Origin of the sequence: Haloarcula sp. CBA1122, from assembly GCF_009741785.1 — an archaeon.
Classification (GTDB): Archaea; Halobacteriota; Halobacteria; order Halobacteriales; family Haloarculaceae; genus Haloarcula; species Haloarcula hispanica.
In genome coordinates this window covers 53154-64912 of the sequence record NZ_WPCB01000018.1, presented here as the reverse complement: position 1 = coordinate 64912, position 11759 = coordinate 53154, and the positions used below count along the sequence as shown (strand labels likewise).

Sequence of the window (11759 nt, the reverse complement as noted above, 5' to 3'; positions counted from 1 at the left end):
CCCCGCCAGGCCCGTTCGGTTACCTGTTCCAGCGGCTCAGTTGCGGGCCAGTCGTGGACGGCGATGCCGGCGGCTCGCAACCGACGGAGCCGCTCACGGCGTTCGAGCCGTGCCAGCCGGTGGCCCGCCGTGTCCGTCGCGGTCGGGTCGGGACTCAGGACCGTCACCGGGTGGCCGCTGGCGGCGAGTCGACGGACCAGCGCCTCGCTGTCGTCGTCACACAGCGGCCCGAGGAAGACGACGTTCGCCGCTGTCGGCAGTTGTGCGATGAGTTTCGTTGTGTCCGGTGTTCGGGTGACCGATGTCGCGGCGAACGCGCGGTCGGTCCTGAGCAGGTCCCGGGCCTGTTGCTGGTGCGCGGCGCTCGTGCCCGGTGCGAGCCACGCTCCGTGTGGCGAGTACGCCGCGACGCCGACCTCGTGGCCGTCCTCGGGGAGCCCCTCGACGAGGGCGACGGCAGCCATCGTCGACCGCTCGATGGCTGTCTCGGCGTCCGGACGCGGCGCGAGCGCGGCGGCTGCTCTGGCGTCGACGACCACCACGACCGTCGCGGATTGCTCGCGGCGGAACTCGACGGTCCGCAGGTCGCCGGTGCGGGCGTACTGATTCCAGTCGACGCGGGAGAGCGGGTCGTTCGACCGGTGCTCCCTGACCGCGTAGAAGGAGACCCCTTCGCCGCCCTCGTCGACGGGCACCGTCCCGGGTCGGCGGGCCACTGCGGGGACCAGCGGCAACAGCGCCGAACTGGTCGGCTGTTCCCAGGTGACGGTGTCGGGTTCGGTCGTGACGGACGTTCGTCGGGCGACGACGCCGACCACGTCCCTGACGACGACCGTCGCCGGGTCGAACACGCAGCGGTCGGTCCCGCCAGTAATCTCGTAGGTAATCGTCGTCGATGCGCCGGGCCGCAGCGCCGTCCCCAGCGACGCCGACCCGTCAACGACGCGGACAGAATCCGGCACGCCGTCGGCGAGCCGGAGGTCCGGAATCGTCCGTGATCCGTCGTTGCGGACGGTGAGCGCCACGGTGACCCGCTCGCCGAGTGCGGGTTCTGTCGGTGTGATGGACCGCTGTATCGACACGTCCGCCGCTGGCGGGACAGCGACCCGGTCGTACGCGCTCAGCGTGACGCCGAGCCCGCCCAGCAACACGAGCGCGGGGACTTGCCCCACCAGTCCGACGCCGACGGCGACCAGTGCGGCCCCGGCCAGCCCGAACCAGCGGCCGGTGCGGTGGACCTCGCTCATCGCTCCTCGTCGCGCCGTCGGAGTTCCGCCGTCGCGTGGGCGACGCGCCGCTGGAACGGACGGATACCCGAGAGCCACCCGGACAGCCGCGCCCGGAGCGATATCGGTGTCCCGTCGAACAGTTTCCGAGCCGGCTCCCTGTCCGTCCACGCGCCGGACCGGAGCGCGTCCGCTGCCTCGTCGGGAGAGAGCCCGTCGCGCTGGAGGACGGTGACAGCGACCCCCTCGACGCGCCGCCGGATCGCTTCCTGTCCGGCTCCAGCAGCAAGCGCCTCGTCGATATCGTCGCCGGGGACCGTGACGTACTGGCTGTCTGTGTCCGGCAGCGCCATCCCGCGTTCGCTGTCGAGGGAGCGAACCAGGAGCGCGAGGAGCGCGACACCGCCAGCGAAGACGGCCACCGCGAGTATCGGGAGATCCGAGACAGCGCCCGAGGGCAACAGCGGCGCGCCGAGCGCGGCGAGGCCGAGGCCGATGGCTGTCGCGACGAGGCCAAGTGCCAACGGGAGCCGGCGCAGTGTCACGCCTTGCCCTCCCCGGCGGACCCGTCGGCGTCTTTGTCCGCAGAAGGCATCTCGTCGGGGCTCGCCGCGATATCGTCCGCGTTGTCGGCGGCCCGTTCCAGCGCCGCACGGGCTTGGGACTCCAGGTCAGCGTCCGGCCGCTCCCGGCCGTAGCGAACCCGCTCGAACACCGACCGGAGCGAGGCGACGGCGTCGGGGTCGGCCCCGGCCGCCGTCGCGTCCGCCTCGATGTCCTGCGGGGACGATGCATCGTCGTCCACGGTCACCGCATCTTCGAGGGCGGCCCACGCGCGGTACACGTCGTTAGTCAGGGGTACGTCGATTGCAGCCGCGCTATGCGAGGGGGCCTTCGCGGACTCCGCTGTTGCGACGGCTGGCGTTTCGCCGCCCGTCTCGTCGATGGTCCGGCTCTGACCGGCCAGCCGCCAGAGGACGACCAGACCCACTGCGAGGCCGACGGCGAGCGCACCGACTGCCGGGGCGGGGACACTCGGCAGCAGCGCGCGAGCGCCGTTTTCGCTTTCGGGTGGGTCGATGCTACCCGGCGGGTCGCTGAGGCCCTGTCCGTCGGGGTTGTCGATCTCGCTGTCGTCACGGGTCATCTCCGCCTGGTCGGACCCGGTGGCGGCGTCGAGGCTCGCGGCGCCGACGCTGAACGACAGCAGCGCAATCGCGGCGACAACCGCCACGAGGAGGGACTGTCGCTGCATACGGCCACTCCGCCCCTGTCACATGAATAGGTTAGGGACCTGCCGTTCGCTGGAACCCATGGGCGCGGTTCGAACGGGTACACACGGGGACTGGTCCCGCCTATAGTAGCCATTGAAAATCAATGCACACCTGATCGCACGACTGCAGTGCGATCAGTGTGTAAATCGTTTCAATTGTTACTATAGAGTTCGTCAGCGAGGTCCTCGGCGAAGTAGGTCAGAATGAGGTCCGCGCCGGCGCGTTTGATGGACAGCAACGACTCGTAGGCGACCGCTTCGAGGTCGAGCCAGCCCTTCTCGGCGGCGGCGTGGAGCATCGCGTACTCGCCGGAGACGTTGTAGGCGGCGACGGGGTGGTCGTAAGACTCCCGGATCTCCTTGACGATGTCCAGATACGGCAGGGCGGGCTTGACCATCAGCACGTCTGCGCCCTGCTCGACGTCGAGGTCGACCTCGCGGCTGGCCTCGCGTGCGTTCGCGGGGTCCATCTGGTAGTGCCGCCGGTCGCCGAAGGCCGGCGCGCCGTCCGCGGCGTCCCGGAACGGGCCGTAGAAGGCCGACTCGTACTTCGCGGCGTAGCTCATGACGGGCACGTCGGTGTCGCCTTGGGCGTCCAGCGCCTCCCGAATCGCCCCGACCATCCCGTCGATCATGCCCGACGGGGCGACCATGTCGGCCCCGGCCGCGGCGTGGCTCGCGGCGATTTTCCCCAGCAAATCGAGCGTCTCGTCGTTACGTACCGTCAGCCGCGGGTTCTCGGCAGCGTCATCTTCGAGGACACCGCAGTGGCCGTGGTCGGTGTACTCACAGAGACAGACGTCCGTGATGATGTAGGCGTCCGTCTCACTCGTGATGCGGCGCGTGGCTTCCTGCACGACGCCGTCTTCGGCCCAGGCGCGGCTCCCGCGCTCGTCTTTCGACTCGGGGACGCCGAACAGCATCACCGCTTCGACGCCGGTTTCGAGGACCTCCTCGACGCGCTCGACCGCCTCGCCGACCGGGACCCGTTCGTGACCCGGCATCGTCTCGATTGGGACTCGCTCGTCGGTCGTCGCGTCGACGAACACCGGCGCGATGAGGTCCGACGCAGAGAGCTCCGTTTCGCGTACCAGCGGTCGCACGCCGTCGGTTCGCAGGCGGCGCGGGCGCTGTGTCAGGTTCATACTGCCATTTCAGACCGTGGCCGGCATGAACCCACCGTTTGTGTGCTTAAACGCAACCACTTTTTTGACAGACGGAAGCCTATATCGGGGTAGTCGCTCTGTCGTCGGGGCCCGATTTACGAATACATCGGTGAACTGGCCGTATTATAGGCTGTAACTGAATATTCCGGCTAGTCTGGACAGTCAGGACACGCACTGCACACGAATCTGAGCGAAGCTCTCCCATCCACACACTGGCTTGTCCCGATCCATTTCTTACCGGTAGCATTGACGCCCAATAGGTGCAGAATACGCAACTCAGCAAGGAGCGACGGTATCACCGGACAGTCTTTCAGTCCCTGTTTTGGTTACGAGATAGCGGGCATAGTGCTCAGCGTCATACACTGCTTCGCCCTTTGCCGTCGAATATGGTCGTCTAACCCGAACAGTGAGACCACGATCTGATCGGTTTACGACGGTCACCTTTGGACCAACAGTGAATGAACCGACATCCCAGCTATCAAGACAACTCGCATTCTGAAGCCGAGCAGTCACATAGTCCGTTTCCGAGTTTAGTGCGCGTTCTTTGGCTTCAGAGACGTTTATTTGTGCGCCAATGGTTGGGGTTTCCTGACCACTGTCTACGGCCGATTCTGGGGTTGCTGGGCCGTCGGAAAGCGTAGAACATCCCGTGAGCACAAGGCTACAGACAATAGCGAGAAGTAGAGCCCTTTGATCGTACATACAGAGAAATAATTTATAACTGACAAATGCCTTGTGGGAAATCCCATCTTATGACGTGTCATCTATTGCCGCTTCAGCTGTACCCGCAGGAGTAGCTACCAGATACTGGGTCCTCGTGCACCGGTCTGGACAGTCACCAGATAGCAGGAGCCTGTGACGCCTTCGAGGGAATCTCCGGAAAGCAGTTCACTCGATGTCGACGACCTCGATTCGCTCGCGGAGCCACGCCGCCGCGTCGGCAACGGTTGCCGGGTCGTCACCGGTAATCTTCACCCGCCCCGGTGCATCGTCCTTGCGGGGATAGCTCCCGACGGCAACCGCGAACTGCTCGCGGGCCGCCGTGATGTGGGTGACCAGTGCGCCTTCGGGTGCAGGCGTGTGAATCGTCTCCGTCGTCCGGTCGCCGTCGAACTCGTCGGCAACGGTCTCGTACATCGCTTTCAGTTCCTCGGGGATACCCGGCAGGACGTACACGCGGTCGATGACACAGCCGGCGGCGAAGCTCTCGTCGGTCAGCAGCGCCTGCCCGCCCTCGGGGATCGACGCCCACGCGTCGAGGTCCAGGTCCATGTCGTAGCGGTCCACCATCTCGGGGTTGTCATCAGCGAACCGCTCGGCCTTCGCTTCGAGGTGTGCCCGCACGTCGTCGGGAACGACGAGGTCGCGGCCGAACGCCCGCGCCACGGCGGCTTTGGTTATGTCGTCGGGTGTCCCGCCGATGCCACCGGTGACGATGACCGCGTCGAAAGCGTCGTGATACCGCGCCACGGCGTCGCGATGACCGCCTCGTCGTCGGGCACAGTCAGGACTCGGGTGACGCTTGCGCCGGCGGCCGTGAGCTGGCGGCCCAGCCACGACGCGTTCGTGTTCTCCGTGTCGCCAGCGAGCAGTTCGTCACCGACGGTGAGCAGTGCGACCTCCATCATCTCGCTGTGAGTGTCTGGCGGCGTTAAGCGTTTGGCTGGACGCAGGTGGACACAGACTCAGGTGTCGTCGGCCCGCTGCGGACCGAATGAATATGGATGGTGTATAATGGCATTATATCTAGTCTAGCCATATTTCGGTAACATACATATACTGGGTCCGGCAATTCAAAATCATGGTACTTGTCACCAATTGTGCTGATTGCGTCAAACGGGTGTACCCGAACCGAAGTCGCGTGCCGAGTACGGACCGCGACAGCGCTGGCCCGGTCGACGAAGCGTCCACAACATCCGCTGGAACGCTGACAGACTGACGCTGCTGGCAGCACACCGCGTCGTCGCGCTATCGGGCTCGTCGCGGTGTGTCGTAACGGCAACTCTTGGCAGGTAGCTACAGCAATGGAACACAGCGATAGCACAGGGCCGGACCGCTCGCTGCTCCGTCGGCTTTCCAGACCGGTTCTCGCGTTCGTTGGACTCGTCGCCGCCGGTGTGTTCGGATTCGTCACGTTCGGTGGCGTCGGCGTCGTCAACGCCCTGTTCTGGCTGCTTGACCCCACGAGCATCGAACTCCACTTCCAGACCCACGAGGGGCCCGCGACGCTGGTCAAAGGCTACGCCATCGTGGTGCTGACCGGTCTCGTCGTCGCTGGACTGTGGATAGGTGAAACAGTGCTGTCGGCAGCCTTCGGCGGCCAGATTCAGCAGGAACTTACACGTATGCAGATTTCGCAACGACTTCAGGAACTGGACGACCACATCGTCGTCTGTGGCTACGGGACGTTCGGACAGACTGTCGCGGAGCAGATAGGCGGCACGGACGCACAGGTGGTCGTCATCGAGAAACAGACAGAACAGTACGAACGGGCGCTCGACGACGGCCATCTCGCGCTGGAGGCCGACGCGAGCCGCGAGGGCGCGCTGACGGACGCGGGCATCAAGCGAGCCGACACGGTCATCGGGGCGATTGACGACACGAACGCAAATATTCAGATTGCGGTGCTGGCGAGCCAGCTTGCGCCCACTGTCCAGCTCATCGTTCGGGCCGGCGACCGACAGGACGAGACCGTGGCCCGCCGCGTGGGCGCGGATGAAGTGATAATCCCCGAAGTCGTCAGCGGAAAACAGGTGTGTGAGCGGCTGTGACCACGGGTCAGACGTTACTCCTCGGATAGTTCGGATTCCAGTGTCTCGACCCGGCGTTCGAGTTCGGAAACCCGCTTCTCGTAGCCGCGTTTACCGTCGAGAAAGTTGTAGACGAGTACCATGCCAGCGGCTGGTAGTCCGATGTACACCGCCAGTACGAGTACCATGAGGATAAGTTCTGTTGCGCCGGGTAGTCCCGGTATCTGGAGGAGGGCCATGGTGAGCCTTTTCGTTTCAGCTACTTGAAAACTCACATCTGAGCGATCAGACTCCCGCTTCCCCGACCGCTTCAGCGAGTAGCTCCGTGACCCCGACGATTTCAAGGTCCTCCTCGTAGCCGCCGGTTTTGCGCCCGTCCTCGTACATCGTCATGCACATCGGGCAGGCAACGACGAACTTCTCGACGGCCGCGCCCGCCTCGGTGTCTTCGAGGGCCTCGCGCAGGCGTTCCTCGCTGGGTTTGCTCTCCTCTTCGAGGTCCATCCAGAGACCGCCACCGCCACCGCCACAGCAGAAGGAGTCGTCCCTGTTGCGGGGCATCTCGTGGAGGTCGGCTCCGGTCGCGTGGATGAGGTCCCGCGGCGCTTCGAACTCGCCGTTGTACCGCCCGAGGTGGCAGGGGTCGTGGTAGGTGACAGTGTAGTCCAGTTCGGTCCCGGAGAGGCCGAGCGCGCCCGCATCTGCGAGGTCGGCGACGACCTGCGTGTAGTGGAACACGTCGTCTTCGCCCCACTCACAGGCCTCGAACTCGGGGTACTCGTTCATGAACGTGTTGTAGGCGTGGGGGTCCGTCGTGACGATGGACTGGAACTCACAGTCCAGCATCGCGGCCGCGTTGTCCTCGACGAGCATCTCGTAGAGCCCTTCCTCGCCGACGCGGCGCACGTCGTTGCCGTCGGTCTGTTCGGCCTCGTAGAGGATGCCGTAGTCCACGTCGGCGGCCTCGAAGACGGTGGCGAGCGCCTGCGCAATCTTCTGGTTGCGCTCGTCGTAGCTCGGGTAGTCGCCGACGTACCAGAGGTACTCCACCGGTTCGTCGCGGGCGTCCGGCACCTCGAAGTCGAGGTCCTCGGTCCAGTCCGGCCGGGCGCGCTCGGGGTCGCCGAAGGTGTTGCCGTGCTGGAACACGTTCATCATCGCGTCCTGGACGTGTTCATCCATCTCGCCGGCCTCGGTGAGCCGGCGGTTCATCTCAGTGAACTGCGTGACGTGTTCGATGTCGACCGGACAGGCGTCCATGCAGGCCATACAGGACATGCAGGACTCCATCGTGTGGGCGTCGATGACCGAGGTGCCGCCGTCGGCGATGATAGGCACGTCCTCGCCGCCGGCGTCGCGCTCCTCGCGGTAGCGTTTCAGGTCGAGGATGACGTTCCGCGGGTCCAGCGGCCGCCCGGACGCTTTTGCCGGACAGACCGACGAGCACCGGCCGCACTTGGTACAGGCGTCGTGGTCGAGCAGTTGCTTCCAGGAGAAGTCGTCGATGTCGCTGGGACCGATGTCGTCGGGGTCAGCGTCGGCCGGGACGCCGGGTAGTCGCACGCCGGCTTTCTCGTCGCGGGCGACGAGGTTGGCAAACGACGAGAGCATGTGGAACGGCTTCGCGTACGGAATCCAGGCGACGAACCACAGCGCGACCAGCGAGTGGCTCCACCAGACGAACGGGTACGCACCCGCTGCCATTTCCGGTGTCATCCCGGCCATGACGAGCACTTCTTTGACCGACCAGCCGACGAAGCTCACCGTCTCGAAGGAGACGTCACGCACCGTCGAGGTGCCGAGAATACGGATGCCCTCGGTGAGGTAGCCGCCGACGCCCAGCACGAACAGCGCGCCCAGAAACAGGTCGTCCTCGCGGGAGGTGTGGCGGTCGTGGAGGCGGTCGAGCTTGCGACCGTAGCGCCGCCACAGCGCGACACCAACGCCGACGACGAACAGCAGCCCCATCGCGTCCATGACGAACGAATAGGAGAGGTAGAACTGGCCGACGAAGAAGGATTCACCGGTCAGCGGCCGATAGAGGTCCATGTCGATACCCAGAATCGTCGTCCCGATGAGCAGCGTCAGAAAGCCCCAGACGATGAACGCGTGCATCACGCCGGCGACGGTGTCGCGGTCCAACTGCTTCCGGTTCGACAGCGCCAACTGCGCCGCCGCGACCGTTCGCTGGGGCAACTCGTCCAGGCGGTCGAAGGGGTCATCGCTGCCCTGGGCATAGCGGGTGACGCGGTCGTACACACCGTACAGAAAGACGATGATGGCGAGCGCTGCCAGATAGTAGAACAGCGCTTTCCCCACGTCGCCGATACGCCAGAACGTCGGGCGCGTGGTCGTCTGGAGTATAGATGACATACGGTAACACGCGATTTGTGTCCGCTTAAATCTTGCCACGCCCCGTCGCAGTCTTGCGGGAATTAGGGACCTGTTGAAAGTTTCCTCGCGTTACGTTGCCCATCCGACAGATATATGACTCCCGAGAAGTAGTTTCATGTTCGATGGACGAGAAGACCGAAGAACTCCGTGACATCTTTATGGATGTCTCCGACGAGGAGGCTGTGACGGAGTCTCAGGAAGCGTCGAGAGGGTCCCTGGCCGATACTGACGAGGCCGGTGTCGCGGACCGACTCGGTGATGTCATCGCGCGGATGCGCGAGCGGTACGAGTTCCGAACCGACCTCGCCGACGAATCCCTGATAACAGTGGTCCGACTGTTCTACGAGGGGAGCGACGATGCGGCCATCGCGGCCGAAATCGGCGCGGACGAGCCTGACGTGGTGGAGGCGCGGCTGGACCTGCATCTCCTCCGCGACGAGGACACAGAGGCACCGTTCGACCTGGCCGAGTTCCGCCGCCGCGTCGCCGACGCCGACCCCGCTGTCACCGAACTCGCGGCCGAGTTCGATATCGACGAGTCCTGGGCCGCCCACTACCGTCGCGTCGTCGCCGCACAGGACGCCGCGCGCCGGGTCTCCCACCGGTTCCAGAGCGAGTTCGAGGACGTGCTCACCGACGCCGGGCTGTCGACACAGCACGCTGCCGGCCTCCGCGAAGACGGTCTCGACGAAGCCACTGAGGACATTGACTCGCTGGATTCCGGCGCTGACGTGTCGATGTAACTCTGGGCATTCTTTTACACTAGCTGTCGGCTGAGATGGCAGGGTTTTCTGGCTGTCCGAAACACGACCGTTCCGTCCCGCCGAACATTCTTGTAGTGGAACACGACCACGCAGAGCCATGCCGACCCACACGTTCCGAGAGCTAGAAACGGCCGCCTACTGCCCCCGGAAGCTCTACTACCGCCGCCGCGACGGGGCGAGCGAAATCCCCGACGAGATTGAATCGGTTCGCCGGCTCGCCCGTGATTACGAGCGGCTGCTGACCGACGACGCCGCCCTGCTGGCAGCCCCCATCGAAGTGGGTCCGGACGAGTACCGCGACCGGCTCAGAGGGCTTCGAGAGCGCCTGGCCGACTGGGACGCGCTGGTCGCCCCGGCGGCGACCGACGCGTATCTCGAAGGGAAGGACGCCCGCGGTATCGCACACAAGGTCGTCGCCGGGCGGGACGGTCCGGTCCCGTCGCTCGTCTTCGCCGGTCGGCCGCCCGAGGACGGTGTCTGGGAGCCCCAGACCGTGCGGTTGGTCGCCGCCGCGAAGGCGCTCTCTTGGGAGCGCGAGCGTGACATCGACATCGCCTACGCCGAGTATCCGGCATACGGCGTCATCCGGCGCATCGAGGTGAACGCACGGCGGGCCGGCGTCTACCGTCGGGCGGTTCGGACTGCCGACAGCATCGACGGCCCGCCCGGACGGGTACACAACGACGCGAAGTGCGAGCCCTGTGAGTTCAGCGACGACTGCGGGGTGAAGACGCGGTCGCTACGGTCGATGCTCCGATAGGGCAGATAATCGCCCGGACAGCGGTGAGTGTCAGCCTTGGGCTTCGAGCCACGACTTGACGGCGTCAGCGTGTGCGCCGCGGCGGTGTATCGTTCCGGTGTCGACGTTCACCACCGTCGAGCCGGTCCCGCCGTCGGTTTCGCCGGCGTCGAGCACGACGGCGGCGCGCTCCCGGATGGCGTCGAGGTCGTCGACGGAGCGGGCGCTTGGGTTGCCGGAGATGTTGGCGCTGGTGGCGGTTAGCGGCCCGGTCTCGGCGAGCAGTTCGAGCGCGAGGTCGTGGTCGGGGACCCGAACCCCGACGCGGTCCCGGCCGGCGACCAGCACGTCCGGCACTGCGTCGCGGCGCTCGACGACGACGGTGACCGGGCCGGGGAGGAACTCGCGCATGAACGCCAGTTCGCGGTCGCTTGGGTGCGTGTACTCGCGGGCGGACTCGACATCGGGGACAGCCATCGACACCGGCTTGTCGCGCTCGCGACCTTTCGCCTCGAACACACGCTCGACGGCATTAGCATTGAGCGCGTCCGCGCCGAGGCCGTACACCGTCTCCGTGGGATAGACGACCAGCTCTCCGTCGCGAACCGCTGCTGCGGCGTCGTCGACTGTCGCCATCGTTAGAGCTGGGCTTCGACGTCGTCGTAGTCGGGGAAGTCGGGCCACTCCTCGGCGACCCACGCGTACTCGACGGTCCGGTCGCTATCGAGGACGAACACCGACGGGCGCGGTTCCTCGATTCCGGCCATCCCGTCGAGGTCCATGTCGATGCCGTACTGCTGTGCGACGCCGTTGGCCGGGTCCGAGAACAGCCGGTAGTCCCCCTCGATTTCCCGCTCTTCGAGCAGCTGCTTGTGCTCGTAGGGCGTCGAGATGGAGACGCCGACGACGGTGGCCTGCTCGTGCCACGCACGGTCGCGTATCTCGTTCCAGATGTACGTCGCCGGGAACGCGCCGTCCATCGCGTGGAACACGAGGACGACCCGGTCGCTGTCGGCACACAGCGACGAGAGCGACTCGTCCTCCCAGAACTCGTCGTTGACGAGCGGGCGTGTGAAATCCGGCGCGGTGTCGCCCTCGTCGGGATGGTCAACCGGGTCGAGGTCGACGACATTGAAGTCGAGGTCCATCAGGCCACACCCCCTGCGGTCTCCTCACCCTCGCCGTAGGTCCGCTCCAGATACGCGACGATGTTCGCGCTCTCGGACATCGTGACGCCGGTGTTCTCGTCGACGATGGCCGGGACGGTCCGCTTGCCGGACAGTCGCTTGACCACGTCACGGTCGGCGTGCATCGGCTCGACGAACCGCGACTGGTAGTCGAGGTCGTAGGCGTCCAGCTTCCGGACGACGCGCTCACAGAACGGACACGCCTGCAACCGGTACAGCGTGATATCGGACTCGCTCATACTCTGTGGAGTGATACGCGT

At 65.5% G+C, this 11759-nt stretch carries 12 protein-coding genes and 1 pseudogene; 3 read left to right on the top strand and 10 right to left on the bottom strand.

What is annotated here, in order from left to right:
- From GJ630_RS09455 to GJ630_RS09435, 5 genes and pseudogenes are all read right to left on the bottom strand, one after another.
- Positions 1 to 1247 (bottom strand): DUF58 domain-containing protein (locus GJ630_RS09455; protein WP_191449780.1); only part of this gene is annotated, 1247 nt, incomplete at its 3' end.
- On the bottom strand, positions 1244 to 1771 hold the full coding sequence (locus GJ630_RS09450; RefSeq protein WP_023843462.1) for a hypothetical protein: 528 nt from the start codon (positions 1769 to 1771) through the stop codon (positions 1244 to 1246). The genes GJ630_RS09455 and GJ630_RS09450, both read right to left, overlap by 4 nt.
- The gene (locus GJ630_RS09445; protein ID WP_064288577.1) at positions 1768 to 2481 is read right to left on the bottom strand and encodes a DUF4129 domain-containing protein; all 714 of its coding nucleotides are present in this window, start codon (positions 2479 to 2481) and stop codon (positions 1768 to 1770) included. The genes GJ630_RS09450 and GJ630_RS09445 overlap by 4 nt, the downstream gene beginning before the upstream one ends.
- 170 nt (positions 2482 to 2651) lie before the next feature.
- Positions 2652 to 3644, bottom strand: coding sequence for a porphobilinogen synthase (gene hemB / locus GJ630_RS09440; RefSeq protein ID WP_050037240.1), 993 nt, complete (start codon positions 3642 to 3644; stop codon positions 2652 to 2654).
- Positions 3645 to 4553: 909 nt separating this feature from the next.
- A pseudogene (locus GJ630_RS09435) lies at positions 4554 to 5290 on the bottom strand (competence/damage-inducible protein A).
- A 399-nt stretch (positions 5291 to 5689) separates the two neighbouring features.
- On the opposite strand from GJ630_RS09435, the gene GJ630_RS09430 reads away from it, so the two are divergent.
- Entirely contained in the window at positions 5690 to 6436 is a 747-nt protein-coding gene (locus GJ630_RS09430) for a TrkA family potassium uptake protein (protein WP_014041634.1), read from the top strand.
- A 14-nt stretch (positions 6437 to 6450) separates the two neighbouring features.
- On the opposite strand, the gene GJ630_RS09425 is transcribed toward GJ630_RS09430, so the two are convergent.
- Together GJ630_RS09425 and GJ630_RS09420 are read right to left on the bottom strand one after the other, a co-directional pair.
- Positions 6451 to 6654 (bottom strand): hypothetical protein, encoded by a 204-nt coding sequence (locus GJ630_RS09425; protein WP_023843459.1) that lies wholly within the window; start codon positions 6652 to 6654, stop codon positions 6451 to 6453.
- Between the two features lie 46 nt (positions 6655 to 6700).
- Entirely contained in the window at positions 6701 to 8788 is a 2088-nt protein-coding gene (locus GJ630_RS09420; protein WP_191449779.1) for a (Fe-S)-binding protein, read from the bottom strand.
- Positions 8789 to 8931: 143 nt separating this feature from the next.
- Here GJ630_RS09420 and GJ630_RS09415 point away from each other — a divergent pair, with 143 nt between their 5' ends.
- Both GJ630_RS09415 and GJ630_RS09410 read left to right on the top strand, forming a co-directional pair.
- On the top strand, positions 8932 to 9552 hold the full coding sequence (locus GJ630_RS09415) for a hypothetical protein (RefSeq protein WP_014041632.1): 621 nt from the start codon (positions 8932 to 8934) through the stop codon (positions 9550 to 9552).
- Positions 9553 to 9670: 118 nt separating this feature from the next.
- The gene (locus GJ630_RS09410) at positions 9671 to 10333 is read left to right on the top strand and encodes a hypothetical protein (protein WP_014041631.1); all 663 of its coding nucleotides are present in this window, start codon (positions 9671 to 9673) and stop codon (positions 10331 to 10333) included.
- A gap of 30 nt (positions 10334 to 10363) precedes the next feature.
- On the opposite strand, the gene GJ630_RS09405 is transcribed toward GJ630_RS09410, so the two are convergent.
- Genes GJ630_RS09405 through GJ630_RS09395 form a run of 3 tightly spaced genes read right to left on the bottom strand, consistent with a single transcriptional unit; the run spans position 10364 to position 11738 of the window.
- Positions 10364 to 10948, bottom strand: coding sequence for an L-threonylcarbamoyladenylate synthase (locus GJ630_RS09405; RefSeq protein ID WP_064288581.1), 585 nt, complete (start codon positions 10946 to 10948; stop codon positions 10364 to 10366).
- 2 nt (positions 10949 to 10950) lie between these two features.
- Complete coding sequence (locus GJ630_RS09400) at positions 10951 to 11460, bottom strand: redoxin domain-containing protein (protein ID WP_191449778.1); 510 nt, start codon at positions 11458 to 11460, stop codon at positions 10951 to 10953.
- Positions 11460 to 11738, bottom strand: coding sequence for a glutathione S-transferase N-terminal domain-containing protein (locus GJ630_RS09395; protein WP_014041628.1), 279 nt, complete (start codon positions 11736 to 11738; stop codon positions 11460 to 11462). The genes GJ630_RS09400 and GJ630_RS09395 overlap by 1 nt, the downstream gene beginning before the upstream one ends.
- Between the last annotated feature and the right edge of the window lie 21 nt (positions 11739 to 11759).